Origin of the sequence: Methylorubrum sp. POS3 (assembly GCF_043352485.1) — a bacterium.
Taxonomy (GTDB): Bacteria; Pseudomonadota; Alphaproteobacteria; order Rhizobiales; family Beijerinckiaceae; genus Methylobacterium; species Methylobacterium suomiense.
In genome coordinates, this window is the sequence record NZ_JAPRBT010000001.1 from 2,235,134 (window position 1) to 2,261,844 (window position 26,711).

General features: G+C 70.9%; 24 protein-coding genes. 13 read left to right on the top strand and 11 right to left on the bottom strand.

Going from position 1 to position 26,711, the window contains the following annotated elements:
* The first annotated feature begins 471 nt into the window (after positions 1-471).
* Complete coding sequence (locus OWC43_RS10465) at positions 472-1,224, top strand: bacteriorhodopsin (RefSeq protein ID WP_393956639.1); 753 nt, start codon at positions 472-474, stop codon at positions 1,222-1,224.
* Positions 1,224-2,216 (top strand): Brp/Blh family beta-carotene 15,15'-dioxygenase, encoded by a 993-nt coding sequence (locus tag OWC43_RS10470; protein ID WP_393956641.1) that lies wholly within the window; start codon positions 1,224-1,226, stop codon positions 2,214-2,216. Before OWC43_RS10465 ends, OWC43_RS10470 begins: the two co-directional genes overlap by 1 nt.
* A gap of 60 nt (positions 2,217-2,276) precedes the next feature.
* On the opposite strand, the gene OWC43_RS10475 is transcribed toward OWC43_RS10470, so the two are convergent.
* From OWC43_RS10475 to OWC43_RS10490, 4 genes are all read right to left on the bottom strand, one after another.
* Entirely contained in the window at positions 2,277-3,071 is a 795-nt protein-coding gene (locus OWC43_RS10475) for a DJ-1/PfpI family protein (RefSeq protein ID WP_393956642.1), read from the bottom strand.
* Positions 3,072-3,075: 4 nt separating this feature from the next.
* Positions 3,076-3,753, bottom strand: a complete 678-nt coding sequence (locus tag OWC43_RS10480; RefSeq protein ID WP_393956644.1) for a TenA family protein — start codon at positions 3,751-3,753, stop codon at positions 3,076-3,078.
* A gap of 46 nt (positions 3,754-3,799) precedes the next feature.
* Positions 3,800-4,474: a response regulator transcription factor gene (locus tag OWC43_RS10485; RefSeq protein ID WP_137831511.1), complete on the bottom strand. Its 675-nt coding sequence runs from the start codon at positions 4,472-4,474 to the stop codon at positions 3,800-3,802.
* 64 nt (positions 4,475-4,538) lie between these two features.
* The gene (locus tag OWC43_RS10490) at positions 4,539-6,017 is read right to left on the bottom strand and encodes an ATP-binding protein (RefSeq protein WP_393958538.1); all 1,479 of its coding nucleotides are present in this window, start codon (positions 6,015-6,017) and stop codon (positions 4,539-4,541) included.
* 538 nt (positions 6,018-6,555) lie between these two features.
* Here OWC43_RS10490 and OWC43_RS10495 point away from each other — a divergent pair.
* A complete protein-coding gene (locus OWC43_RS10495; RefSeq protein WP_393956646.1) occupies positions 6,556-7,518 on the top strand; it encodes a hypothetical protein in 963 nt (320 codons plus the stop codon).
* A gap of 350 nt (positions 7,519-7,868) precedes the next feature.
* Here OWC43_RS10495 and OWC43_RS10500 read toward each other — a convergent pair whose 3' ends face one another.
* Together OWC43_RS10500 and OWC43_RS10505 are read right to left on the bottom strand one after the other, a co-directional pair.
* Positions 7,869-9,572, bottom strand: coding sequence for a DEAD/DEAH box helicase (locus OWC43_RS10500; protein ID WP_238307776.1), 1,704 nt, complete (start codon positions 9,570-9,572; stop codon positions 7,869-7,871).
* A 124-nt stretch (positions 9,573-9,696) separates the two neighbouring features.
* Positions 9,697-10,041 carry a PepSY domain-containing protein gene (locus tag OWC43_RS10505; RefSeq protein WP_137831720.1) on the bottom strand — a complete coding sequence of 115 codons (345 nt, stop codon included), beginning with the start codon at positions 10,039-10,041 and terminating at the stop codon, positions 9,697-9,699.
* Between the two features lie 202 nt (positions 10,042-10,243).
* Between OWC43_RS10505 and glmU the strand changes: the two genes are divergently transcribed.
* Both glmU and glmS read left to right on the top strand, forming a co-directional pair.
* The gene (gene glmU / locus OWC43_RS10510; protein ID WP_393956648.1) at positions 10,244-11,641 is read left to right on the top strand and encodes a bifunctional UDP-N-acetylglucosamine diphosphorylase/glucosamine-1-phosphate N-acetyltransferase GlmU; all 1,398 of its coding nucleotides are present in this window, start codon (positions 10,244-10,246) and stop codon (positions 11,639-11,641) included.
* 309 nt (positions 11,642-11,950) lie between these two features.
* A complete protein-coding gene (gene glmS / locus OWC43_RS10515) occupies positions 11,951-13,777 on the top strand; it encodes a glutamine--fructose-6-phosphate transaminase (isomerizing) (RefSeq protein ID WP_393956650.1) in 1,827 nt (608 codons plus the stop codon).
* A gap of 50 nt (positions 13,778-13,827) precedes the next feature.
* Here glmS and OWC43_RS10520 read toward each other — a convergent pair whose 3' ends face one another.
* A complete protein-coding gene (locus OWC43_RS10520; protein WP_137831717.1) occupies positions 13,828-14,262 on the bottom strand; it encodes a heme-binding protein in 435 nt (144 codons plus the stop codon).
* A gap of 235 nt (positions 14,263-14,497) precedes the next feature.
* On the opposite strand from OWC43_RS10520, the gene OWC43_RS10525 reads away from it, so the two are divergent.
* Positions 14,498-15,283 carry a DUF502 domain-containing protein gene (locus tag OWC43_RS10525; RefSeq protein ID WP_171015615.1) on the top strand — a complete coding sequence of 262 codons (786 nt, stop codon included), beginning with the start codon at positions 14,498-14,500 and terminating at the stop codon, positions 15,281-15,283.
* A gap of 37 nt (positions 15,284-15,320) precedes the next feature.
* On the opposite strand, the gene OWC43_RS10530 is transcribed toward OWC43_RS10525, so the two are convergent.
* Complete coding sequence (locus tag OWC43_RS10530) at positions 15,321-15,644, bottom strand: hypothetical protein (protein ID WP_393956653.1); 324 nt, start codon at positions 15,642-15,644, stop codon at positions 15,321-15,323.
* A gap of 318 nt (positions 15,645-15,962) precedes the next feature.
* Complete coding sequence (recG, locus tag OWC43_RS10535; RefSeq protein ID WP_393956655.1) at positions 15,963-18,146, bottom strand: ATP-dependent DNA helicase RecG; 2,184 nt, start codon at positions 18,144-18,146, stop codon at positions 15,963-15,965.
* Positions 18,147-18,475: 329 nt separating this feature from the next.
* Between recG and OWC43_RS10540 the strand changes: the two genes are divergently transcribed.
* From OWC43_RS10540 to OWC43_RS10570, 7 genes are all read left to right on the top strand, one after another.
* A complete protein-coding gene (locus tag OWC43_RS10540) occupies positions 18,476-18,772 on the top strand; it encodes a succinate dehydrogenase assembly factor 2 (protein WP_137831714.1) in 297 nt (98 codons plus the stop codon).
* Positions 18,773-18,980: 208 nt separating this feature from the next.
* The gene (gene mfd / locus OWC43_RS10545) at positions 18,981-22,580 is read left to right on the top strand and encodes a transcription-repair coupling factor (RefSeq protein WP_393956657.1); all 3,600 of its coding nucleotides are present in this window, start codon (positions 18,981-18,983) and stop codon (positions 22,578-22,580) included.
* A 208-nt stretch (positions 22,581-22,788) separates the two neighbouring features.
* On the top strand, positions 22,789-23,040 hold the full coding sequence (locus tag OWC43_RS10550) for a DUF4926 domain-containing protein (RefSeq protein WP_393956659.1): 252 nt from the start codon (positions 22,789-22,791) through the stop codon (positions 23,038-23,040).
* Positions 23,037-23,375, top strand: coding sequence for a DUF6883 domain-containing protein (locus tag OWC43_RS10555; RefSeq protein WP_393956660.1), 339 nt, complete (start codon positions 23,037-23,039; stop codon positions 23,373-23,375). Before OWC43_RS10550 ends, OWC43_RS10555 begins: the two co-directional genes overlap by 4 nt.
* A gap of 220 nt (positions 23,376-23,595) precedes the next feature.
* Positions 23,596-23,805, top strand: coding sequence for a cold-shock protein (locus OWC43_RS10560; RefSeq protein WP_137831600.1), 210 nt, complete (start codon positions 23,596-23,598; stop codon positions 23,803-23,805).
* A gap of 114 nt (positions 23,806-23,919) precedes the next feature.
* Positions 23,920-24,288, top strand: a complete 369-nt coding sequence (locus OWC43_RS10565) for a DUF6481 family protein (RefSeq protein ID WP_137831599.1) — start codon at positions 23,920-23,922, stop codon at positions 24,286-24,288.
* Between the two features lie 74 nt (positions 24,289-24,362).
* Positions 24,363-24,560: a hypothetical protein gene (locus OWC43_RS10570; protein WP_137831598.1), complete on the top strand. Its 198-nt coding sequence runs from the start codon at positions 24,363-24,365 to the stop codon at positions 24,558-24,560.
* Positions 24,561-24,630: 70 nt separating this feature from the next.
* Here the strand turns inward: OWC43_RS10570 and OWC43_RS10575 are convergent, their stop codons facing one another.
* Both OWC43_RS10575 and OWC43_RS10580 read right to left on the bottom strand, forming a co-directional pair.
* Positions 24,631-24,972 (bottom strand): hypothetical protein, encoded by a 342-nt coding sequence (locus OWC43_RS10575; protein ID WP_137831597.1) that lies wholly within the window; start codon positions 24,970-24,972, stop codon positions 24,631-24,633.
* A 259-nt stretch (positions 24,973-25,231) separates the two neighbouring features.
* Positions 25,232-26,593: an AMP-binding protein gene (locus OWC43_RS10580; RefSeq protein ID WP_393956662.1), complete on the bottom strand. Its 1,362-nt coding sequence runs from the start codon at positions 26,591-26,593 to the stop codon at positions 25,232-25,234.
* Between the last annotated feature and the right edge of the window lie 118 nt (positions 26,594-26,711).

Below are 26,711 nucleotides of genomic sequence, written 5' to 3' on the forward strand. Positions count from 1 at the left end.
CCGATTTGGATTTCTTAAACTCTAGATCAATCCCGAAAATCCCGCTCGCGCAACGGGCTGAGGCTCGTTTGACGTGCAAGGGCCGGGCCGGTGCCGATGCACGGCCGGCGTCTCGGATGCGACTCCGTATCCGTAGAGACGCCGTCGGTTCGCGATCGGATTTCGCGGTCTCAGACGGCCATGACGACGCTTCGAACCGACGATCCCGGCCGCTGCGCCCCGGCGATTGCTTGGAAAGACGGGCCGCGAGCCCCCGTCTGACGTTCTCGCGGCCTGAACGGCGCAGGCCGCCCGGTCCGTCCGGCCGACGGGCGAGCTCGACGAGGTCGCCCCATCGCGGCTCGCGGGAGGGCGCGGTTCTCACGCGACTGTGACCGAAGTCCTAGAAACATCCCGTGCCGGCCATGATTGCCCGTGCGCGGCACCACGTTCCTGGTGCGCATTTCATCCCACGATCGCGAAGAGATATCGATGACGCCTCAATTCTGGCTCTGGCTCGGCTTTGCCGGCATGGCCGCAGGAGCCGCCGCCATCCTGTTCCTGGGCAAGAGGCGAACCCAGGCCGAGGAGGCGGACACGATCATCCACGGAATCGTGCCGATCATCGCCGCCTGCTCCTACTTCGCCATGGCCACCGGCCAGGGCAGCCTCGTCCTCCCGGCCGGGCCCGACGCGGCGGAGGCGACGCGCCAGTTCTACTTCGCCCGCTACATCGATTGGACCTTCACCACGCCGCTGCTGCTGCTGGGCCTCTCCCGCACCGCCATGCATTCGGGCATGCGCCGCCCGGCCGTCGTCTGGGGCCTGATCGGCTCCGATCTGATCATGATCGTGACGGCCCTGGCCTTCGGCCTGTCGCAGGTCGCCTGGGTGAAGTGGACGTGGTTCGCCATCTCCTGCGGCGCGTTCCTGGCGGTGTTCTACGGGATCTTCGTGCAGCTGCGCGAGGAGAACGCGGCGGAGCGCAGCGACGTGCGCGCGGCCTTCCTGCGCAACGCCGTGTTCCTCACCGTGGTCTGGTGCGCCTATCCGGCGGTGCTGCTCGTCGGACAGGACGGCCTCGGCCTGCTCCCGCCGGCCCTGGCCCTGGCCGTGATCGCCGTGCTCGATCTCACCGCCAAGGTGGTCTACGGCCTCATGGCGACGGTCCAGACGACCCGCGCCGTCGATCGCGACCTGGCCGAGACCCGCAGCCCCGCCGCGCCGCTGCGCCGGGCGGCGTGATGGGAAGCGCGGCTCGCCCCTTCGCGCCGCTCGGCACGGGGTCCGTTCGGGCGGGCCGCCCTCTCCGCATCGCGGGCCTGCGGCTTGCGCAGCTGGGCGCGGCCCTGGTCGCGTGCGGGCTGATCGCCTCGGCGCTTCTCCCGCGCGAGGCGTCCTGGCTCGCGGCGCTCGCTGCGGTGATCGTGCTGGGGGTGCCGCACGGGGCCCTCGACGGCGCCGTGGCGGCGCCGCTCCTGCGCCCCCGCTACGGACGGCTCTGGTTCGGCGTCTTCGCCCTGCCGTATCTTGGCCTCTCCGCGCTGGTTCTCCTGGCGTGGCAGGTCACGCCGCTTCCCACCCTGGCCGGTTTCCTCGCGCTGTCGGTCCTGCATTTCGGCGAAGAGGATGCCGGTCCGGGCCGGCCCGTGGAGGCCTTTCTGCGCGGCGGATTGCCGATCGCCCTGCCGGCCTTGCTGCATCCCGAGGCGACCGCCGACATTTTCGCGGTCGTCACGCGGGTTCCGATGGCGCAGCTGCCCGCCTGGTGGACGGCCGCCGCCTGGCTCTGGCTCGCCCTCGCCGCGATCGTGGTGCCGTTCCGGCTCGCGGCCCATCCGCCGCGACGGACGATGCTGGCCGAACTGGCCGGCCTCGCCGCGGCCTTCTGGCTGCTGCCGCCGCTCACGGCCTTCGCCCTCTACTTCGTCACGCTCCACGGTCCCCGCCACATGCGCGCCCTGGTGCGCGACCCGGTGCGGGCGCCCGGCATCGACACGATGGGGCGGGCCGTCCTCGCCGCCCTGCCGATCTTCGGGCTGACCCTCGGGCTCGGCGCGGCCCTGTGGCCGCTCTACGCCTCCGGCTCAGCCGATCCGACGGCGACGCTTCTGACCCTGACCCTGCAGATGCTCTCCGCGCTCACCGTGCCCCACGTGCTGCTCGACCGGATCGCTTCCCGCCACGCGCCCCCGCCGCCGACCTTCGCGGATCCCCTGCACCGGCCCAGCCGGTGAGATCGGGCCCGCGCGACCGGCCTGAGCAGCACCGTCGGCACGAGACGGGCGAATCCCCTTTCAGCGTTCCGAGGCCACTCTCCGCGCCCCGGCCGTGAGTTCGGCCAGGATCACCGCCGCCGCCGCCGTCGTCTCGGGTCCTGCGGCGGCCGGGCTGCCGGCCTGGAACGGCGGCTGCGGCGCGTATTCCGCCACGAGCTGCGCGGTCTTCGCGTAAGCCTCGCCGCGCAGGCGGGCGGCCAGCGCCAGGGCGAAGTCGAGCCCGGCGGAGACGCCCGCGGCGGTGACGCGGTTGCGGTCGAATACGACCCGCCCGTCAACCGGCACGGCACCGAGCAGCGGCAGGACGGCCTCGCGCACGCACCAATGCGCGGTGGCGCGGTAGCCCCGCAGCAGACCGGCCGCGCCGAGGATCAGCGAGCCGGTGCAGACGCTCGTCACCCAGGCCGCGCGCGCGGCCCGATCCGCCAGGAAGGCGAGGGTGGGCGCATCGTTCATCTGCACCGGCGTGCCGTCGCCGCCGGGCACGAGCAGGACGTCGAGGTCGCGGGCGCAGCTCTCGAAATCGTGGGTCGCCGTGATCGCGAGACCGGTGTCGCTCGCGACCGGGCCGGCGCGGGCGGCGACCAGTTGGATCGGGCCGAGACCGGCGAGGAGATTCTGGGGCCCGACCACGTCGAGGGCGGTCATGCCGGGATAGAGCAGGATCGCGATAGGCCCGGATTTCGGGCCCCCAGTCGGCTCGGCCGGGGCGGCATCGAGGGCGGCGGCCCGCTGCGGCAGGGCGAGGGCGGCACCGAGCGCCGCCGCCGCGAAGGCGCGCCGGTCGAGGCCGGGGGCCGGAGGATCGGACACGGCGTCAGACGGGCCAGGCGACATCCCGGTAGGCCCCGTCCCAGAACAGGTATTCGAGCTGGCTCGCCCGGGCATAGGCCCGGTGCATCCGTTCGCGCAGGGCGGGGGACGCGCCCTCCGCCGCCGCATCGGTGGCCGCGATCATCGCGGCGACGGCCTGGGCGAAATCCTCGCCGGCATAGGTGTCGATCCAGGCGCGGTACGGATTGTCGGGCGTGGCGCGCGCGAAGATATCGCGGCCGACCTCGGCGTAGATCCAGAAGCAGGGCAGGAGGGCGCCGAGGACGACCTCGTAGGGCTCGGCATAGGCGCTGGCGAGAAGCCACGACACGTAGTGATCGCAGGCCGGCGACAGGGGCGTGGCGGCAAAGGTCGCCGCGTCGATGCCGTAGGTTTCGAAGAAGCCGCCATGCAGCGCCCGCTCGACCACGATGGCGGTCTCGGCGCCGCGGGCGAACTGGACGATCCGGTCGGGATCGGGCGCCTTGGCGGCGGCGAGGGCGAGCGCCCGGCCGAAGCCGATCAGGTAATGCGCGTCCTGCACGATGTAGCGGCGGAACCGGTCCGGGCTCAGGAGGCCCGTCGCGAGTTTGGCGTTGAACGGCATGGTCCGGATGGCTTCGTAGGCCGCGAGGTTCCGCGCCCAGGCCTCGTCCGAGAATCGCGCCATCCGTTCCGCCATTCGCTCGATCACCCTTGTCTGATCACCCTTCTGATCACCCTTCTGATCACCCTTGCCGCTGCGCCTGCGTCACCGCCACGTGGATCAGCTCGGCCAGGGTTCGCACCCGCAGCTTCTGGCGCATCTGCGAGCAGGCATTGGTGACGGTCTTGTAGGAGACCGAGAGATCGGCCGCGATGGCGCCGTAGGATTTCCCCTGGGCAAGGCGGGCCAGGATCTGCTGCTCGCGCGGGGTGAGCTGCGTCTCCGGGGTCCGGCGCGGATCGGCGCGCAGCATCGCCACCTCGGTGGCGAGGCGCCGGTCGAGGAAGACCTCGCCGACACGCACCCGCTCGAAGGCCTGGAACAGCTCGTTCGAGGCATGGTCCTTGAGGACGTAGCCGAGCGCCCCGGCCTCCAGGGCGCGGGAGACGATGACCGGATCGTTGTGCATCGAGAAGACGAGAACCCGGGTCTCGGGCTCGACCGCGCGCATGCGCCGGATCAGGGCGAGTCCGGCGAGGCCGGAGCCCTGGAAGGTCAGGTCGCAGATCACGACCTGCGGGCGCAGGCGGTGGAAGGCGCGGTAGCCCGCGACCACGCCGGTGGCCTCCGCCACGGTCTCGATGCCGGCATCCTCCAGCACCCGGCGGCAGCCTTGGAGCACGATCGGATGATCGTCGATGACGAGGACGGCGCCGTCGGCCGCCTCGCCCGTCCCCGCGGCGCCCCGTCCGGGCATCCCTCGCGGGGCAGCGCCCTTGGGTGAAGTCGCGATCATGGCCTGCGCGTTCATGTCCGGCGCATCACTTTTCCTGCGGCACGAGCGGGGCCTCGGCCTCGCCATCGTGCTCGGGGTCGATCGGTATGGCGATCCGGACAACCGTGCCCGGTGCGCCGTTGTCAAGGGCGAAGCGTCCGCCCAGGGCCTCCACCCGCTCGCGCATGCCCGACAGGCCGAGGCCGATGCGGTGGCCGGGGGCGATGCCGCTGCCGTCGTCGCGAATGCGGATCTGCAGGGCGCGCCCGCCCTCCGCCTCCGCGATTTCACCCGCCTCGGCCCGCACCCGCGCGGCGGCGCCGTGGCGCACGGCGTTGGTCGTGCTCTCCTGGATGCAGCGGAACACGGTGAGATCGACGATGTCGCCGTAGCTCCGCGCCAGCCCCTCGAACTGCCCCTCGAAGGCGGTGCCCGGATGGCGTCGCGCGAAGTCGCGCAGGAGCAGGTTGAGGCAATCGGCGAGCGGCACCTCGCCCAGGGCGTGCGGGCGCAGGCGGTTGAGCAGGTCGCGGTTCAGGGTCTGGACCTGCGAGACGATGCTGCCGATATCGGCGGCGCGCTGGCTCAGGCGCCCCCGATCGACCGCTCCCTCGCCGGCGGCGAGGCGGGCGACGGAGGCCGCGTTGGCCTCGAGGGCGAACAGGCAGGGGCCGAACTCGTCGTGGAGTTCGAGCGCCGTGCGGCGGCGCTCGTCGTCCTGGGCGGTCAAAAGTTGGCGGTTGAGGCGACCATTGGCGGCCCGCGCCTCGGCGAGCGCCCCGGCGACGCGGTTGAAGCGGCCGGCGATGACGGCAAGCTCCCGCGAGGCCGGCGGGTCGATATGCGCGGTGTAATCGTGGCGCTCCAGCCGGGTGAGGCCGGCGGCGAGCTGGTCGAGGGGCCGCAGGATGCGCCCCAGCGCCACGATCAAAGCGGCCAGAACCGCGAGGTTGAGGACGAGGCTCGCCAGAGCCAGCGAGAGGGCATAGCCCCACACTTCCTCGATCTCGTCGAGGGGCTCGGTGGTGATCGCGGCGGTGCCGATGCGCTCACCCCGGACCTGGATCGGCAGATCGTGCTGGCGCGGGGTCGGGGCAATCAGCCAGACGAACCATTCGGGCACGTCGTGCACGTCCCGCTCCCGGTCCGCCGGACTGAACACGACCCGCTCCCCCGCGGCATCGAGGACCGTGACACGGACGTGCCGCAGGGACTGGAAGCGCAGGTCGAGGGCGTGGAGCACGCTGTCGGGGCTGGGGCTGCGCAGGGAGCGGATGGTGTCGGCCACGAGGGGCTCCACCGTGGCGAGGCTCGCCTCCATCTCCACCTGCACGGCATGGCGGGCGTTGAGGACGATGAGGCCGCAGGAGAACAGGGCCGCCAGCCCATCGATGGCCAGCACGGTGAGGATCAGGCGCGTGCGCGTCGACCAGCCGGCCCAGAACGGCGCGTTCCGGATCGCGGCCGGAACCTTGGCGGCGACCTCGGGTGAAGCCTCGGGGGCGGGCGCCTGACTCGGGGACATCTCGGCAGAGGCGGGGGCAGCGGAAGCGGGGTTCGGCACGGGGCCTCGCGATCGGTCAGGCCGCCGCCCGGGACCAGACACCCGGGATCATTCGGCAAGTCCGCATCGGTTAAAGGTCTCGAATTCCTGCGGTTTCGGCACGATCGGCACCGTGGCCGATCGGTGGACGAAAGTCTATGCCGCCCGGCGCCACGGCCACGGCCGGCGCACTGATCTTTCTCTTAGGAAAACGGAGAGGCGTCCCACGGCGCATCAACGGACGGAGGCACAGCGTGCACGCTCCGTTAAACCAGCAAATCGTAAAAGTCCTGAACCCGATCGCGTCGTCGGGCCGCCAAGTGGGACTCGGCGAGCGTCTTGACGCCCGGCTTGTCAAGATCAGCAAAGTCACGATCGATCCGGTGTCCTGAGCAGATTCGCAGTCCCATTCCCTGGGATGGCGGCGGCGCGAACATTGGATCGGCACCACAGGACATCTTGCCGCCGCATTGTCGAGGCGAAGTTGTTGCAGGGGTACAACGTGCAAGAGGCCAGCCGCATGTCGGTGGCGATCCACCCATCCGAGACTCGTCCGAACCCGGTGCCGCCGCGCTCCGGGCGGGCGCGGTCACGCCTGTTCCTCGCCGCCGGCATCCTGCTCGGCGGCACCGCGCTCGCCGGCTTCACCGCCGGGGCGTTCTCGTTCTTCTCCGGCCTCGCCGACCCGCGGGCCCGCCCCGCCCAGGTCGCGCCGGTGGCCTCGCAATGGCCCGACCTGAAGGACGGCGTACCCGCGCTGGCCGAGGGTCCGGGCGCCGAGCCGACCCGCCTCTCGCTGCCGCCCGCCGAGCCGCCGGCCGCCCGCGCGAACGCGGCCCCCGCCGCGCCGATGCCGGAGCGCATCGTGGCGAAGGCCGAGCCGATCGCGTCCGCCCCCCCCCAACCGTCGAGAAGCGAGCCAGCCGGAGCCGCGATCGCCAAGGCCGAGACTGCTAGGCCCGAGACTGCTCGGCCCGAGGCTGCCAAGCCCGAGATTGCCAAATCCGAGATGTCGCAGCCGCTGGCCGAGCCTGCCCGCAGCAGCGCGGCCTCCGGGCGCACGAACCTGCCGATCGAGCCCGTGCAGGCGCTCGCTGCCCCCACCCGCGCGGCGGCCCCCGTCGCCCCGCCCCGGACCGCCGCGACGCTGGCGCCCGCCCGCAGCGAGACGGTGCGGGCCAAGGCCGAGCAGCCGGCCCGCTTCGTCTCCCTGCCGGCATCGAAGGCCGACAGTGCCAAGGCGACCCCGAAGCCCGAGCCGAAGGCCGAAGCCACCCGCAAGCCCGTCGCCCCCGCCCGCACCCGCGTGACGTCGGCCGATGCGGCGAGTCCGGCGGCGCCCGCCGCCGCGCCCGCGCCCACCCCTGCGGTGGACGACGAGCCGGAGTTGCTCGGGGTGAAGATCCCCGGCGGCCGTCAGATCCGCGACGGCTGGAAAGCCACCGTCGGCGGGCTGATCGGCGACCAGGGGAACGGGGAGTAGGGGCTCCGGCGCCCTTCACCGGATAGCCCGCGCCGCGGCGCACCGCTCTCCCCTACGAGGAGAGGCGCTTCCTCCCGCTCGCCACGCGCGGCAGCCGGGAGGGCGCATCGTGCCGAAGATCGGATTCGGCCGATGCTCTCGATCGATGCGCCGCATCGGCTTTTTCCGAAAGCCGGTTCGCGCCGTGACTCCGGATCACCGCGACCGGGCCGTGGCGCCCGGTCCGTCGTGACGGCCTGAGCCGGTCGCGGACGCACCCGCCGCAGCGGCTCGACGCGAACGATGGCCGCCCGCTGTCGAGAAAAGCCCGAGGCCTGCCGACAATCGAGCCGCGTGACGCCTCGAAGGCGTCAGCGACGCTGCACCTTGCCGACCTCGCGGCGGTGCTTGGTGGCGCGGGGGCTCTTGGGCGCCTTGCCGGGGGCGGGGGCCTCGCCCTGCATCCGCTCGACGCGCAATTCGGCCGAGCCGCGACGGGCGAAGGATTCGGCGAAGGCATCCGCCGCGCTGCCGCGGATCTCGAAGGTGGTTTCCCGGTCGAAGATGCGGATCGCGCCGATATCGCCGCGGCCGATGCCGCCGCGGCGGGTCAGCATCGGCAACAGGCGGCGGGGCTCGGCCCGGTCGCGGCGCCCCAGATTGAGGCGGAACCAGATGCCGGGCTCGTCGTCGCCCACGCGCGGGGCGCCGACCGGCGCGCCGACGCGGGGATCGGACCGCCGCGGCGGCTCGAAGCCCGGATCGGTCACGTCCTCCGGCACGGGGATACGCGAGCGGTAGAGCCGTGCGAGCGAGGCCGCGAGGCGCTCCGGGGGGAAGCGCTCCAGCAGCGCCTCGGCCCATTCCTTCTCCCAGTCGCGATCCTCTTCCGTGTCGCCTTCGGCGAGCAGCGGATCGGCCATCATCCGCTCGCGGTCGAGTTCGCGAATCTCGTCCGCCGTCGGCGGGCCGCTCCACTCGACGTTGACCTTGGCGATGGCGAACATCTGCTCGGCGCGCCGCCGCCGGGCGGCGGGCACCAGCACCACGCTCGTGCCCTTTCGCCCGGCGCGGCCGGTGCGGCCGGAGCGGTGCTGCATCACCTCGGCGTCGTGGGGAAGGTCGGCATGGATGACGAGGTCGAGGCCCGGCAGGTCGATGCCGCGGGCGGCCACGTCGGTGGCGACGCAGACGCGGGCGCGGCCGTCCCGCAGCGCCTGAAGGGCGGCGTTGCGCTCGCCCTGGCCGAGCTCGCCCGAGAGCGCCACGGCGGAGAAGCCGCGCTCGGTCAGCGAGGCCTGGAGGTGGCGCACCCCGTCGCGGGTGTTGCAGAACACGATCGACACCGGCGCATCGATGAAGCGCAGCACGTTGACGACGGCGTGCTCGACCTCCCGCGGCATCACCCGCACGGCGCGATAGGCGATGTCGGCGTGCCCCCGGGTCTCGCCGGCGACCGCGAGGCGCACCGCGTCGCGCTGGTAACGCTCGGCCAGGGCCACGATCGCCTTCGGCAGCGTGGCCGAGAACAGCAGCGTGCGCCGCGCCGCGGGGGTCGCCGCCAGGATGAATTCGAGATCCTCGCGGAAGCCCATGTCGAGCATCTCGTCGGCCTCGTCGAGGACGACGGCGCGGAGATTCTCGGTGACGAGCCGGCCGCGCTCCAGGTGGTCGCGCAGACGTCCCGGCGTGCCGACGACGATGTGGGTGCCGGCCTCCAGCGCGCGGGACTCCCGGCGCGGATCCATGCCGCCGACATTGGCGATCACCCGCGCGCCGGTCTCGGCATAGAGCCAGGTCAGCTCGCGCTGGACCTGGAGCGCGAGCTCGCGGGTCGGCGCGATGGCGAGGGCCAGCGGCGCGCCGGGGGCGGGCAGGGTCTCGGCCTCGTCGAGCAGCGAGCCCGCGATGGCGAGACCGAAGGCGACGGTCTTGCCCGAACCGGTCTGGGCCGAGACGAGCAGGTCGCGCCCGCTCTCGGCATCGAGCACGGCCTGCTGGACGGGGGTCGGCTCGGCGTAGCTGCGCGCGTCGAGCGCCCGGGCGAGGGGAGTGGGTAGCGGCGGAAAGGGCAAGGGGTCGCCTTCACGGCCAAAAGGGCCGGATCGGGAATCGGTGGCCGCTTCTAGCGTCTCGAACGGCCGCCGACCACTACGCGGGCCGCGCGGCGGCCTTGCGCCCGGTCGGCGGCTCGACCCCTCAATCGTTATCGTCGTCCGCGTCGCGCTTTTGCTTGTCCGAGTCCTTCGACGTCTTCGCGGCTTTGGCGGTCTTCTCGGTGACGGCCCCGCTATGCGGATCCACCTTCACCTTGACGCTCCGGCCGTCCTTCACGGCCTTGCCCTCCCAGACGCCGTCATCGGCCTCGAGGCCGCGCACATCGGCGTAACCGGCCTGTTCGAGGGCGCGCACCGCCCCCTCGATCGGCATCCAATCGGCCCCCGGTCGGTCATCGGCGCGCGCCGGCGCGCTCAGCAGGCCGGCGGCGAGCAGGCCGCCGGCGAAGAGGCCTCCGAGGGTTCTGGTCATGGACAGTCGCGTCATCGAAAGCTCCTGAAGGGTCGGAACGACACCGCCTCGATAGGCCTGCGCGCCCCCCACGAGCCTGACGGCGGATGTCAGGCAAATGTCAGCGACGGACGGGCCGGCCCCGGCCTTCGCGCCCGGCCCACGATCGGCTACACCGCCCCGGTCTTGGGGCGGCCGATGAGGCCCCCAGCAAGGCCAGCGACGGAGGACCGATCGGATGAGCGCGGATCACGGCACGGCGGGGGGCGGCTTCACCGCGGTGGTGCTCGCCGCCGGGAAGGGCACGCGGATGCGCTCCGATCGGCCCAAGGTGCTGCACGCTCTGGCGAACCGCTCGATGCTGGGCCACGTGCTCGCCGCCGTGCAGGAGGCGGGCGCCGCCCGCCTCGCCGTGGTGGTCGAGCCCGGTCGCGCCGACGTGGCGGACGAGGTCGCCCGCATGGCGCCCGGCGCCAGCACCCATCCCCAGGCCGAGCGCCTCGGCACGGCCCATGCCGTGCTCGCCGCCCGCGACGCGCTGGAGGGTGAGGAGGCCCGCGAGAGAGCGGACGTGCTGGTGGCCTTCGGGGATACGCCGCTGATCACGGCCGAGACCTATGCCCGGCTGCGTGCGCCCCTGCGCGCGGGCGCGGCGGTGGCGGTGCTGGCCTTCGAGGCCGCCGACCCGACGGGCTACGGGCGGGTGCTGACCGAGAACGGCCGCGTCGTGGCGATCCGCGAGGAGAAAGATGCGAGCGAGGCCGAGCGGGCGGTGCGCCTGTCCAATGCCGGGCTGATGGCGCTGTCGGGCACGCACGCGCTGTCGCTGCTCGGGCGCATCGGCAACGACAACGCCAACCGCGAATACTACCTCACCGACGCCGTCGCGCTGGCTGTGGCCGACGGGCTCTCCGTCGCCGTGGTGAACGTGGCCGAGGACGAGGCGCTCGGCGTCAACGACCGGGTTCAGCTCTCCGTGGCCGAGGCCACGATCCAGGCCCGCCTGCGCCGCGCGGCCCAGCTCGGCGGCGCGACGCTCGTCGCCCCCGAGACGGTGTTCCTGAGTGCCGACACGGTGATCGGCCGCGACGTGACGGTGGAGCCGCATTGCGTGTTCGGCCCCGGCGTCGTCGTCGGCGACGGCTGCGTCATCCGCGCCTTCTCGCACCTGCACGACGCCCGGTTGATGGAGGGCGCCGATATCGGCCCCCATGTGCGCCTGCGCGGCGGCGCGGTGCTGGAGGCGGGCGTCCATCTCGGCAATTTCGTCGAGGTCAAGAACGCGACCCTGCGGGCGGGGGCCAAGGCCTCGCACCTGACCTATCTCGGCGATGCCGAGGTGGGGGCGGGCGCCAATATCGGCGCCGGCACCATCACCTGCAATTACGACGGCGTGTCGAAGCACCGGACGGTGATCGGCGCGGGCGCCTTCATCGGCTCGAATTCCGCCCTGGTCGCGCCCGTTACGGTCGGCGACGGCGCGCTGGTCGGCGCCGGTTCGGTCATCACCCGCGACGTGCCCGCTGAGGCCCTGGCCCTGGCCCGCGGCCGCCAGACCACCCGCGAGGGCGCGGCCCGCGTCCTGCGCGAGACATTGAAGGCGGCCAAGGCGTCCAAGGACGGGAAGCGGGGCTGAGCGCACGGGGTCAGCGCCCGGATCCGGCGGGGGCGCCGTAGGGCCGGGTCCGAAACGCGCCACGGACAGGGGACCCGCGACACCGTCCGGGGCGTCTCGCCGAGGGACGGCCGGGCCGCGAGGCCCCCAGGGCGGGACTCGGGAGCCGACCGGAAAGCAAGCGCTGGCCTTGTGCCGCCGCGATCCGATACAAGCCCGGTCGCGCGCTGTTCCCCGGCCCGTCCTTTGCTCTGCGGCAAGGCGGATGGGGCGACATCCCGTTTCGGGACGTCGGGCGCATTTCCGGCCGGACGGCGTAAGGATCGGGTCATGTGCGGAATCGTCGGCATCATCGGGCGCGAGGCGGTCGCGGACGCGATGATCGAGGCGCTGCGGCGGCTTGAGTATCGCGGCTACGATTCCGCCGGCGTCGCCACGCTGGAGCATGGCCGGCTGGAGCGTCGCCGCGCCGAGGGCAAGCTCGCGAACCTGCAGATCAAGCTGTCCCAGGCACCGCTCACGGGGGCCATCGGCATCGGCCATACCCGCTGGGCGACGCATGGCCGCCCCAACGAGACCAACGCCCACCCGCACGCCACCGAGCGCCTAGCGGTGGTCCATAACGGCATCATCGAGAATTTTCGCGAGTTGAAGAGCGCGCTCGAAGCCACGGGCGCGCGCTTCGAGACCGAGACCGACACCGAGGTCGTCGCGCAGCTCGTCAACCACCTGATGGCGCAGGGTCTCGGGCCGGTGGAGGCCGTCGCCGAGGCCCTGCCGCGCCTGCGCGGCGCCTTCGCGCTGGGCTTCCTGTTCGCGGGGCAGGAGGATTTCCTCATCGGCGCCCGCCACGGCGCGCCGCTCGCCATCGGCTTCGGGCGGGGCGAGACCTATCTCGGCTCCGACGCGCTGGCGCTCGCCCCCTTCACCGACGAGATCACCTATCTGGAAGAGGGCGACTGGGCGATCCTGACCCGCGACGGCGCCGAGATCCGCGACATCGAAGGACAGGTCGTGAAGCGCCCGCGCCAGCGCATCGCGACGCAGGCCTTCCTCGTCGACAAAGGCAATCACCGCCACTTCATGGCGAAGGAGATCCACGAGCAGCCGGAGGTCGTCGGGCGCACGCTCGCCCACTACGTCGACATGGCGGGAGGCCGCATCGCGCTGCCAGGCGCCTTGCCCTTCGACTTCGCCAAGCTCTCGCGCCTATCGATCACCGCCTGCGGCACCGCCTTCTATGCCGGGCTGGTGGCCAAGTACTGGTTCGAGACCCTGGCGCGCCTGCCGGTCGAGATCGACGTCGCCTCCGAGACCCGCTACCGCGAGCCGCCGCTGGAGGCGGGCGGGCTGACGCTCGTCATCTCGCAATCGGGCGAGACCGCCGACACGCTGGCCTCGCTGCGCTACGCCAAGGCCCAGGGCCAGCACACCCTCAGCGTCGTCAACGTGCCGACCTCGACCATCGCGCGGGAATCCTCCGCCGTGATGCCGACGCTCGCCGGCCCCGAGATCGGCGTGGCATCCACGAAAGCCTTCTCCTGCCAGCTCACCGTGCTGCTCTGCCTCGCCATCGCGGCGGGCCGCGCCCGGGGAACCATCGACGCCGCCCGCGAGCGCGCGCTTGTCGATGCCCTGATCACCGTGCCGGGGCTGATGGCGGAATCGGTCACGCTGGAGCCGCAGGTCGAGACCCTCGCCCGCGAGATCGCCAAGGCCCGCGACGTGCTCTATCTCGGCCGCGGCACCAGCTACCCGATGGCGCTGGAGGGCGCGCTGAAGCTGAAGGAAATCAGCTACATCCACGCCGAAGGTTACGCGGCGGGCGAGCTCAAGCACGGCCCCATCGCGCTGATCGACGAGAGCGTGCCGGTGATCGTCATCGCCCCCCACGACGCGATCTTCGAGAAGACGGTGTCGAACATGCAGGAGGTCGCCGCCCGCGGCGGCCGGATCATCCTGGTGGGCGATGCCCGCGGCGCGGCGGCGGCGGGCATCGACACGCTGGCGACGCTGACCATGCCGGACATGGACCCGGTGGTGGCTCCGATCGTCTACGCGGTGCCGGTGCAGCTGATCGCCTATCACACCGCCGTCTTCATGGGGAAAGACGTCGACCAGCCGCGCAACCTCGCGAAGTCCGTGACGGTCGAGTAGGCCCCCGCACGACGGCGCCGGACAGGCGCCGTCGCTCGCCTTTCCGGCGATCACGTCCGCCAGGGGTGATCCGGCAGTTCCGTGTCGCCGATCACCTGCGCACCGGCCAGGGCCACGGCGTCGTCGTTCTCCACCGAGGAGCCGCTGACGCCGATGGCCCCGGACATCTCGCCGTCGGAATCGACGATCGGGATGCCGCCGGGGAAGGTGATGAGGCCGTCATTCGAGTGCTCGATGCCGTAGAGCGAGCCGCCCGGCTGCGACAGCTGGCCGATGGCGCCGGTCTTCATGCCGAAGAACACGGCGGTCTTGGCCTTCTTCTGCGCGATGTCGATGGAGCCGACCCAGGCGCCGTCCATGCGGTGGAAGGCCTTGAGGTTGCCGCCGGAATCGACGACCGCGATGCACATCTGGGTACCGAGTTCCACCGCCTTGGCGCGGGCGGCCGCGATCGCCTTCTCGGCCTGCTCGATGGTGACGTGCATGGCATTTCCTCCGTTTACTCAGGCCTCTCGGGCCCACGGCCGAGTTATGCGCCGGTCGACCCCGATCAAGTCGCCTCGCGCGCCATCAACTCTTCCACGATGATTTACGACGGGCGGGCGCCGCCTTGACCGGGGCGTTTCAGCCTTGAGCCGTTCGATCCCAACGGCTACGTCTCTGCCCCGAGGCGGCGGGGAAAGCCCGTCGGTCTCAGGCTCCGTCGCCCGAGGTGCATGCGTGGCGCCCACCCTGTCGCCGATCCCCGAGGCCCCGGACGGCGCTCCTTCCAAGAAGCGCGTCAGCGCCCGCGGGCGCCTGCGGACCTACTTCCTCACCGGCATCATCGTCGCGGGCCCCCTCGCGATCACGATCTACATCACGTGGTGGTTCATCGCCCTCATCGACGGCTGGGTGAAGCCGCTGGTGCCGGCCAGCTACCTGCCGGACCATTACCTGCCGTTCTCGATCCCCGGGCTCGGCCTCGTCATCGCCTTCGTCGCGGTGACGCTGCTGGGCTTCCTCACCGCCAACCTCGTCGGGCGCTCGGTGGTGGAGTTCGGCGAGGTGCTGCTCGCCCGCACGCCGGTGATCTCCGGGCTCTACCGGGGCCTGCGGCAGATCTTCGAGACCCTGTTCTCGGCCAACGGCACGTCGTTCCGCACCGTCGGCCTCGTCGAGTTCCCGGTGAAGGGCACGTGGTCGGTGGTGTTCCTCTCCGCCCCGGCGGCGACCGAGGTGCGGGACGCGCTCCACGCGAAGGAGGGCGGCGCGCACGATTATGTCGGCGTGTTCCTGCCCTGCGCGCCGAACCCGACCACGGGGTTCTTCTTCTACCTGCCGCGCTCCGAGATCGTGGAGGTCGCCATCAGCGTGGACGACGCGGCCAAGCTGGTGATGTCGGCGGGCGTGATCCAGCCCGAGGATCCTCAGGCCCGGCTCAATGCCATGGCGGCGTCCCTGCGGCAGACGCAGGGGCCGGACATGGAAAAGGCGCGCCGGGAGCCGGCGCGCCAAGACGGGTGATCAGACGAGAGTTCCGAACGAGCGTTCGTTCGGCCGGTCAGTGCTGCAGCGAGGCCTTCTCGACGGCCAGGGTCGGCGGCGACGCGTCGGCAACCTGGCCAGTGGCCGGACGGGCGACGGGGCTGTTCCAGTCGTTCGCGACCTGGGCGGTGAGCAACAGCGCCAGCACGGCGCAGAGGGCGTTGGCGGCGATCCAGAACCGGCGCGAGGACTGCTTGACCGCGCTGATGAGCGCGTCCGTCGTCGTCTCGTCGCGCGTCGCGTGATCGCTGATCGGCATCAGCCAGGGTTCGACGGAGAGGGTATCGGCTCCCCAATTCTCGGAGGAACCCGGCAGGCGTTGGAACGGTGCGATCGACATGGCGACCCTCCTTCTTTCCAGTGGCACCCCGGTCTACGAGGCCGTTTGTTCATCTCCAGTTAAGGGGCAATTGGGGCAGATACAAGGTATCCTCCGATTTGCGGGCCACCGCCAAGCTTATCCGAAGCATTGAGATATACGGATAAGTACTTGCAATCATTCAGCAAACACCAATTCACTCGTTGAGTTTGCGGCATTTTGCGGATCGCTCCGGTGGCGCGCATTTTTCTGAACGCGCCGTTCGATTTCGCTCCTTCCTGAACGAAACTGAACGGATCCGGACCCTTTCCTGAACGAGCCTGAACGCCTCCGAGCGACTCACCCGGCCCCGATCAACCGGATCGCCGCCTCGCGCTCGAACAGGTAGAGCAGCACCCGGAGGGCTTGGCCGCGCTCGCTCCGCAGGCGCGGATCGCGCTCGACGATCAGCCGGGCATCGTCGCGGGCCGCCTCCAGGAGAGCGCCGTCGCTCTCGAGCCGGGCGAGGCGGAAGGCCGCCATGCCGGATTGGCGGGTGCCGAGAACCTCGCCCTCGCCGCGCAGGCGCAGATCCTCCTCGGCGATCCGAAAACCGTCCTCGCTCGCCCGCATCATCTCCAGTCGCGCCTTGGACACCTGCCCCAGCGGCCCGCGATAGAGCAGCAGGCAGGACGAGGCCTTCGACCCGCGCCCGACCCGGCCGCGCAGCTGGTGGAGCTGGGCGAGACCGAAGCGCTCCGCATGCTCGATCACCATGATGGTGGCCTCGGGCACGTCCACGCCGACCTCGACCACGGTGGTGGAGACCAGCACGCGGGTGCGCCCCGTCGCGAAGGCCTCCATCGCCGCGTCCTTCTCCGGCCCCGGCATCTTGCCGTGGATCAGGCCGACGCCCTCGCCGAAATGCTTCTTCAGGTCCTCGAACCGCTCCTCGGCGGCGGCGAGGTCGACGAATTCGGATTCCGCCACGAGCGGGCAGATCCAGTAGACCCGGTCGCCCGATTGCAGCGCCCGCTGAAGCCCCTCCACCACGTCGCCGATGCGCTCGACCGGGATCGTGATCGTCTTGATCGGCTGGCGCCCGGCGGGCTTCTCGTCGAGCACCGACACGTCCATGTCGCCGAAGAAGGTGAGGGCGAGGGTGCGCGGGATCGGGGTTGCCGTCATCACCAGGATGTCGACCGCCTCGCCCTTGGCCCCGAGGGCAAGACGCTGGTGGACGCCGAAGCGATGCTGCTCGTCGACCACCGCGAGGCCGAGATCGCGGAAGGCCACCGCGTCCTGGAACAGGGCGTGGGTGCCGACCACGATGTCGATGTTACCCGCCGCCAGGTCCGCGAGCGTCGCCCGGCGCTCGGAGGCCCGGTCGCGCCCGGTGAGCAGCCGCAGGCGCAAGCCCTCCGCGAGCGGCACCAGACGCTCGAAATGCTGCCGCGCCAGGATCTCGGTCGGGGCCATCAGGGCGGCCTGCCGGCCGGCCTCGACGGCGGAGGCCATGGCGAGCAGGGCGACCGCGGTCTTGCCCGAGCCGACATCGCCCTGGAGCAGGCGCAGCATGCGCCGGTCCGCGGCCATGTCGCCGCGGATCTCTTCCACGGCGCGCGCCTGCGCACCGGTCAGCGCGAAGGGCAGGGCGGCCTCGATCCGCGCCTTCAGATGCCCGTCGCCGGCATTGACCCGGCCGGGCTTGCGGCGCTGGCGGGCGCGCAGCAGGGCGAGGGCGAGCTGCGAGGCGAGCAGTTCGTCGTAGGCCAGCCGCCGCCGGGACGGGCTCGGCGGCACGGTCTCGCCCTCCCGCGGCGGCGGCGGTGCCTCCTCCGGGCGGTGCTCGATCCGCAGAGCCTCGGCGAAGGCCGGGAAGCGGTTGCGGGCGAGGAAGGCCGGATCCTGCCATTCCGGCAGCACCGGCAGCCGCTCCAGCGCGCCGTGGACGATCTTGCCGATCAACCGCGAGGTCAGACCCTCGGTCGCCCCGTAGATCGGCTCGACGGCGGGCAGGCTGGCCAGACCCGCCTCGTCGAGGATGCGGGAGGGATGCACCATCTGCCGGGTGCCGTCCCACAGGTCGATCCGGCCGGAGACGTAGCGGTGGCTGCCGAGGGGCAGCATCTTGTCGATGCGCCCCTTCGGCATGCCGAAGAAGACGAGGCTGATGTCGCCGGTCCCGTCCTCGACCAGCACGCGGAAGGCGCGTTTGCCCAGACCCGGCGGGCGATGCGCCACCACCGTGACGCCGAGCGTCACCGGCTCGCCGGTCGGCGCGTCGCGGATCGAGCCGCAGAGCGGCCGGGCGACGCCGCTCTGGGGCAGGTGGAACAGGAGGTCGGCGACCCGGGCCGGGCGCTCCTCCGAGCCGAGCAGCTTCTCGATGAGCGGCGCGATCTTCGGGCCGACGCCGGGCAGGCCGCGGGCGGGGGCGAAGAGCGGATCGAGGATGCTCGGGCGCAACGACGGGGCGTCGTCCCGCCGGGGCGGGGCGGGGCCCGGATCGGATGCGAGGGCCTGTTCGGATTCCGAGTTCATGGGCCTTTCGGGCGCGAGAGAACGACGGCAACGGCCCCTCCCATCCAACCCCCTCATCCTGAGGTGCCGCGCAGCGGCCTCGAGGGAGGGCTCCGGTTCGCTCAGCGATTCCTGGAGCCCTCCCTCGAGGCCGTCGCTGTCGCGCCGGCACCTCAGGATGAGGGCGTGGGTGGGAGCGAGGCTTCTGGAACGGGCCGCGGGCGCCACGATACCGCGTTTCATCGGATCTGCGCAGATGGCATCATGCGCACGCACCGTTTGCCGGGCGGCGATCGGCCCTCTACATGCCTGTCATCGCCACGAGAGCCATCTCGGAGGGAATCCTCTCCATGTCCGGCACCACACGCTCCAGCGCCGACCTCGACCCGCGCCGCCGCCGCACCCTGTTCCGGGCGTGGCACCGGGGCATCCGCGAGATGGATCTCATCATGGGCCGTTTCGCCGATGCCGAGATCGGCGATCTGTCGGACGAGGAATTGACGCAGTTCGAGGCGCTGATCGAAGTACCGGACCGCGACCTGTTCCGCTGGCTCACCGGCGAGGACGCGACGCCGGAGAATTACGACACGCCGGTCTATCGCCGCCTCCGGGCGTTTCATAAGCACGACGCGCCGATCCATAACTGAGGCGAGAGCCGAGTCTTCGTCCCATCCATCGCCCTCATCCTGAGGTGCCCGCGTGAGCGGGCCTCGAAGGAGGGCTCCAGGGATCGCGCGGGTTCCGGAAACCTTCTTCGAGGCCGCTGCGCGGGACCTTGGGCCGAGGGGACTGGTTTGGGTCGAGAGCGATCCCCCGGCGCCTGTCCCGATCCGTCTTCCTGAACTGTTCCCCCCGATGGCCAAGCCCCAGCCCAAGCCCCCCGCCGCCGCGCCGAAGCCGCAGACCGCCCGCTTCGCGCTGCCGAAATCGGCGCCGCTGACCAAAGCGCTCGACGCGATCAAACGCGGCGACAGCCCGACGCTCGCCTCCGTACCCGACGGGTTCGACGCGCTGGTCGTCGCCGATCTCGCCCGCGCGCTCTCGGGGAGTTTCGAAGGCCCGGCGGTGCTGGTGCATGTCGCCCGCGATTCCGGCCGGTCCAACGCGTTCCAGACCGCGTTGAAATTCGTCGCCCCCGAGATCGAGGCGATGAGCTTCCCGGCCTGGGATTGCCAGCCCTACGACCGCGTCTCCCCGAACGGCGCCATCGCGGCCCAGCGGATGACGGCTCTGTCGCGGCTGACCCGCTCGCGCTCCTCGGAGGAGAAGCCGCGCATCCTCTGCACCACCGTCAACGCCCTGGTGCAGCGCGTGCCGCCGCGGGCCAGGGTCGCGGTCGAGACCTTCTCGGCGGCGATCGGCAACGTGGTGCCGATGGACAAGGTCGTGGCCTGGGTCGAGGCCAACGGGTTTCTGCGCACGGGGACGGTGCGCGACACCGGCGAATACGCCGTGCGCGGCGGCATTCTCGACCTGTCGCCGCCCGGCCTGCCGAACCCGATCCGCCTCGACTTCTTCGGGGATACCCTCGAATCGATCCGCGCGTTCGATCCCGAGACGCAGCGGACCGTGGGCTCCTTGCGCTCCCTCGACCTCGTGCCGATGAGCGAGGTGCAGCTCACCACCGAGACGATCCGGCGCTTCCGGCAAGGCTATCTCACGAGCTTCGGCGCGGCGAACCGCGACGACCGGCTCTACGAGACCGTAAGCGAGGGCCGCCGCTATGCCGGCCTCGAACACTGGATGCCGCTCTTCTACGACGGGCTCGACACGCTGTTCGACTATCTCGGCGACGTGCCGATGGTGTTCGACGCGCAGGTCGAGGAGGCGGCGTCCGAGCGGCTCGCCCTGATCCAGGACTATTTCCTGGCCCGGGAATCCGCCCTCAAGACCCCGCAGGCGGGCGTCGCCCCCTACAAGCCGCTGCCGCCCCGCGCCCTCTACCTCACGCCGAACGAGTGGAAGGCCAAGGTCGAGGCCGGCACGGTCATGCGCCTGACCCCCTTCGCCCAGCCCGACTCGGACGCGCGCGCGGTGATCGATTGTGGCGCCAAAGCCGGACGAAGCTTCGCGCCCGAGCGGGCGGAGGAGGCCACGAGCGTGTTCGACGCCGTCGTCGCCCATGTCCGCGAGCTGCAGGCGTCCGGGCATCACGTGATCCTGGGATCCTGGTCCGACGGCTCGCGCGACCGGCTCTGCGGCGTGCTGACCGACCACGGCCTGAAGAAGCCGATCGAGATCAACACGCTGACGGCGGTCAACGCGCTCAAGCGCGGCACCGACGTGGCGGTGGCGGTCTGGGGGCTGGAATCCGGCTTCGTCATCGACCGGCTCGCGGTGATCGCCGAGGGCGACATCCTCGGCGACCGGCTGGTGCGCCAGAAGCGCAAGGCGAAGCGGCCCCAGGACATCATCCTCGAAGTCCAGGCGCTGCAGCCCGGCGATCTCGTGGTCCATTCCGATCATGGCATCGGCCGCTTCGTCGGCCTCAAGACCGTGACGGCGGCGGGCGCCCCGCACGATTGCCTGGAGCTGCAATATACCGGCGGCCTGCTGCTCCTGCCGGTGGAGAACATCGAACTCCTGACCCGTTACGGCTCGGAGGATTCGGAGGTCGCGCTCGACCGCCTCGGCGGCGGGGCGTGGCAGGCCCGCAAGGCCAAGATGAAGCGCCGCATCCTCGAGATGGCGGGCGAGCTCATCAAGGTCGCCGCCGCCCGCTTCGTGAAGCCCGCGCCGAGCCTCAAGGCGCCGGAGGGCCTCTACGAGGAATTCGCCGCCCGCTTCGCCTTCCAGGAGACCGAGGATCAGGCCAACGCCATCGACGCGGTGCTGGACGACCTCAATGCCGGCCGCCCGATGGACCGCCTCGTCTGCGGCGATGTCGGCTTCGGCAAGACCGAGGTGGCGCTCCGCGCGGCCTTCGCCGCCGCGATCTCCGGCAAGCAGGTGGCGGTGGTGGTGCCGACCACGCTGCTCGCCCGCCAGCATTACAGAACCTTCGTGGAGCGCTTCAAAGGTCTGCCGATCAACATCGCGCAACTCTCACGCTTCGTCTCGGCGGGGGATCAGCGCCAGAACCGGGCGGGACTCGCCGAGGGCAAGATCGACATCGTGGTCGGCACCCACGCGCTGCTCGCCAAGAACGTCGCCTTCAAGGATCTCGGCCTGATCATCGTCGACGAGGAGCAGCATTTCGGCGTGGCCCACAAGGAGCGGCTCAAGGCGCTCCAGGCGGACGTGCACGTTCTGACGCTCTCGGCGACGCCGATCCCGCGCACGCTCCAGCTCGCCATGACCGGGGTCCGCGAACTCTCGATCATCGCGACGCCCCCGGTGGACCGCTTGGCGGTGCGCACCTTCGTGACGCCGTTCGATCCGCTGCTGATCCGCGAGGCGCTGCTGCGCGAGCGCTATCGCGGCGGCCAGTCCTTCTACGTGGTGCCGCGCATCGAGGACTTGGCGGAGGTCAAGCGCTTCCTCGATACCGAGATGCCCGAGACCACGGTGGCGGTCGCCCACGGCCAGATGGCCGCCGGGCAGCTCGAGGACGTGATGACTGCCTTCTACGAGGGCAAGTACGACGTGCTGCTCTCGACGACCATCGTCGAATCCGGCCTCGACATCCCGACCGCCAACACGCTGATCGTCCACCGGGCCGACATGTTCGGATTGGCCGCGCTCTATCAGCTGCGCGGGCGCGTCGGCCGCTCCAAGGCGCGGGCCTACGCCCTGTTCACGACCCCGGCCAACCGCCAGCTCACCGCCCAGGCCGAGCAGCGCCTCAAGGTGCTTCAGAGCCTCGATACGCTCGGTGCCGGCTTCCAGCTGGCGTCCCACGATCTCGACATCCGCGGCGCCGGCAATCTTCTGGGCGATGCCCAGTCCGGCCACATCAAGGAGGTCGGCTACGAGCTCTACCAGCAGATGCTGGAGGACGCCGTCACGGCGCTCAAGGCCGGCATCGAGGAGCCGCAGGAAGAAGCATGGTCGCCGACCATCGCGCTCGGCGCGCCGGTCACGATCCCCGAGGATTACGTCGAGGACCTGACGGTGCGGCTGGGCCTCTACCGGCGCCTCTCGACCATCGAGAACGACGCCGAGATGGAGAGCTTCGGCGCCGAACTGATCGACCGCTTCGGCCCGTTGCCGCCGGAGGTGGAGCAGCTCCTCAAGATCGTGACCATCAAGATCCTGTGCCGCGACGCGAATGTCGAGAAGGTGGAGGCCGGCCCGAAGGGCGTGGTGGTCCACTTCCGCGGCAAATCCTTCGCCAACCCGCAGGGTCTCGCCGCCATGGTCGTGGAGCAGGGCTCCTTCGCCAAAGTCCGGCCCGATATGAGCGTGGTGTTCATCCGCGAACTCGACACCATCCCCGAACGCCTGAAGGTGACGACGCAGATCATGCGCGGGCTCGTGACCATCGCGGGCCGGGTGAAGAAGAAGGCGGCGTGAGGCGCCTCACGTTGTTTTAGCTGAATTCTCCTCCTTCGAGCCCGCTTCGCGGCACCTCAAGGTGAGGGGTTCGGGTTGGACGAGTTGGCCGAACAGGTTTCCGGACGAGGCACGGGGGCTCCCACGGGCCCGTCGAGGCACGCGAGCGCCTTGTCAGCGTTCAGTCGCGATGTACGTTGAGGGCGTGGTCGCCAAGAGGGGGACGCACATGACACGCGAAGCGTTCTACCATTTCCGGCAAGCCGCGCCGCTCGACACCTTCCGCGATCTCGACCGCGTGCAGTTGACGGCCGACGCCGCGACCGATGACGGGGCGACGATGCCGGCAGGCAGCGAGGGCATCGTGCTCAGCGTCTACCGGGACGGCGTGGCCTACGTGGTCGAGTTTGCCGAACCGCTCGGCTCACTGGCGACCGTACACGGCGCCTCCCTCCGCCTCGTCGAGCGCGCCACCGCTTGAGCGCGCATCCCTGGCCAAGCCTCTGGCAGGTCGCGGAGGACAAGCTCGTCAGATACTTGCTGGACATCCATCACCCGGTGGGTGGGCCCAAGGCGAAGTTCTTTCTGAGTTTCGGCTTCTCTCCGTCGGCGCCGGAAGCGTTCGCCGCCGCCCTCGCTGCGCATCCCTGGCTCAACACGCAAGGCCGGCTCATGACGCCGCCGATCGGCCTCCCCCGACTCACGTTCGAAGGTCCGCTCGCGGCCCCCGACGGGCGTGAGCCACGGGTGCGCACGGTCTGGGAAATAGTACCGGACGATACGGCCCGCTTCCTCACGGCTTATCCGTGTCGCTGAATCGGATTTTTCTCAAAAATCATCCAATAAAAAACGCGCCTTGCTAAATTTTCATTCGGGGCGCATGGTTCTCGTCATCGATACGAGGCCGGATTCTCTGGGCCGTGACGCCTCCGCAGGGCGGTTCTCTTTTTCCTTCGTCATCGATCGATTGTATGAGCCCGGCGCCTCACGGCGCATGGGGTTCTCTGCCTGCATCCTGCGGAGTCAAGGAACGTACATGAACACCGGCACCGTCAAGTGGTTCAACGATCAGAAGGGCTTCGGCTTCATTCAGCCTGAGGACGGCTCGAAGGACGTCTTCGTCCACATCTCCGCCGTCGAGCGCGCCGGTCTGCGCGGCCTCGCCGAAGGCCAGAAGGTCTCCTACGTGATGGAGACGGATCGCCGCTCCGGCAAGCAGTCGGCGGGCCAGCTTCAGGTCGCGTGATCCGCGCCCCAGACGCCTGATATCGAAGCCGCTCCACCCCGGGGCGGCTTCTCGCATTCTCCACCCGTTTTCGCCGCGGCCCACATCCGGAGCCCGGCCGATCAAGGACGCTACGTGAGCTTCACCAAACAGAATTCCTTCGACGACCGTCGTCAGACTGCGGCCTCCGCCCGCGAGGCGATGCTGGCCCGCTTCCGCGCCCGCCCGACCCAGGACGACCCGGTCGTGCAGGCCCGTCAGGCCGAGCGCCGCGCCATTGCCGCCGCCCGCGAGGAGCGGATCCAGGAGCGCGAGACGCAGCGGCGGCTCGAAGCCGAGCGGCAGGCTGCGGCGGTGGCCGCCGAGCGCGCGGCGGAAGTCGCCCGCAAGGCCGCCGAGATCGAGGCCGCGGCCGAGCGCGCCCGTCTCGCCCAGGCCAAGCAGAAGGAAGAGCGCGACGCGCGCTACGCCGCCCGCAAGGCGAAGATCAAGCTGCGTCGCTGAACCGGCCCCTCCTCCCGTGGACCGATCGTCGGTCCACGGACGTCCCGTTCCCGCGACCAAATCCGGAGAGACCGATGGCGCACAAATTCAAGCTCGGCCAACGCGTCCGCCGCACCCGCACGCACCAGACCGACGAACGGTTCGGGTTCGGCGAGGTCGGCGAGATCGTCCGCCTGATGCCCGACGATACGACCGGCGAGCCGTCCTACCGGATGCGCTCCGGCTCGGCCGAGAGAGCCGTCCGCGAAAGCGAGATCAGCCTGGCTTCGTGACAGCGGTCTGACGATACGAAAAAGGCGGACCTCCCGGCCCGCCCCGTCACCATCCCGTAATGGGACGCGCCTACAACTCCGCCTCGTTGAGCACGTAGGGACCGATCCGGCTCTTGAGATCGACCGGCGCGCCGGGGCGGGGCCCCGCATCGTCCATGTCGATCACCGGGATGCCGCCGGCCCGCATCTGCTCGCGCAGGCGTGCGGCGAGCGCCGCGATCTCCGGGCTGGCCTGTCGGGAGAGATGGAACAGGATCGCGGCCGGGCGGGCGATCACGGCGAGAACGTCGTCGGCGGCCTCGATCGAGGCTGTGACGCTCGCGTAACCGAGCCCCGCAAGGTCGGCCGAGAGAGAGCGATCGACGGCGCGATGGCCATCGTCGACGACGAGCACTTGTTGCAGCGCACCCATAAGATGAAGCGTTACCCCATGTCGCACCCCGTGTGAAGGGGCACCCCGGATAACCCACATGGCCACGATTGGTTCGCCGGCCACGCAGACGGGAGAACCATGAAACCGATGCGTTGAAGGCGTAGTGAACGGCGCCGCACCATCTGACGACAGCGTTAAAGCATCGTCGGTACGCTCATATAAATTATTGGTAATTCATATCTTTCTCTGGGATCACGCGAGCTCCCGCCGCCCTGTTCGCAGTCTCAGTCTGCGGCCGTCACGCGGGTGCAAAAAAAGTTGTTTCCAGAGCATCGGCCTCCGCTCGAAGGGCCGCCACGTCGAGCGCCGTGGCCAGTCCCGCGAACAAATTCGCGGCGTAGGGGGTCTCGCGCCAATCCATGGGGTTTGCAGTGCGGAGGGATCCCCGCTGCAGTGCCGTGACGGTGGAGGCCTGACCGCGGAAGATGATTCGCCCGCCCGCGTCGTGGCGAATCTCCAGGAGGCCGGCGGGGAGGTTGAGCCGGTCGGGCCGGCCGAGGATGGCGGCGACATCGCCGGGGCCGCCGCGGCGGCCGGACAGCAGCGCCGTCTCATCGAACACGACCGTATCGATCACGGCGTCGAGGCGCAGGGCCTGGACCCCGCCCGGCGCCCGATTGCGCGCGGGCAAGCGCGTCGGCGCCCGGTGGACGAAGGTGGCCGAGCGCAGATTCGGCGGCAGGTCGCGGCCGGCGAGATTGTCTTCCAGGAAGGCGGGAGCGACGAGATGCGTCGGGCCGGGCCTGCGCAACGCCGTGGCGAAGGCGGTACCGTCGAACACCGGCAGGACCTCGAGCGTGGCCCCGGCCACGATGGCGGCGGCGAGCCCGGTGGCGAGTCCGCGCAGGTCGTGCGGGGCGATCAGGCTGAGGATGCGCTCGCCCGGCGCGACCCGTGCGACGACGAGATGGGCCGCCGCCGCCGCGACCAAGGCCTCGGCGCTGCGGAAGATCGGCCGGTCGGGATCGCCGCCCGCGAAGCTGACGAATCCCGCCGGGGCGGGCGGGCGGTCCGGGGCCGGTCCGGCCGGCCCGTCGAGCACGAAGCGGTCGAGATTGATCACCCCATCGGGCACATCGGGGCCGAAGGCGGCGAGGTAGCGCAGGCCGAAATAGCGGGCCGCGACCGCGCAGAGCCGCTCGGCCGGGGCGGCTTCGCCCAGGCGGGCCTGGGTCAGCACCGCGCTCAAGCCGACGCCCTGGGCGGCAGCGAGCAGGCGCTCCTCGTCCCAGGAGACGGGCAGCAGCACGGCGACGTGGCCCGCCGCCTCGACCGCAAGAATCGCCAGCACGCTCTCGGCCGAGCCCGGCAGGCATAGGCCGATCCGGCTGCCCGGGGGCAGGCGCCAGCCGCGCAGGCCACGAGCGAGGCGCTCGACGATCTCGGCGGCGGCGGCGTAGGTCCAGGTGATGGCCGGGCGGTCGCTCCAGGCCGGCTTGTCGGCGGGGTCGACCACCGCAATGCGATCGGGATGATGCCGGGCGGTCGCCGCCAGCAGGGGGCCGAGGCCGAGCCGCCGAAGCGGCGTGCCGACAGGCGTCGCCGGGAGGGCGCCCCCTCCGGATCGTGTCTCTCGCGTGATCGCCCGATGCGCCGACACCGCGCTGTCCCTCGATTCGCAGTCCGGTTTGGGGCCGGCATGGTTAAGCAAGGCTTAATCGACGCCAGAGGCCGTTTCGCGCCGCGACAGGGCCGCCACGGGGTGGAAATGGTCCCGA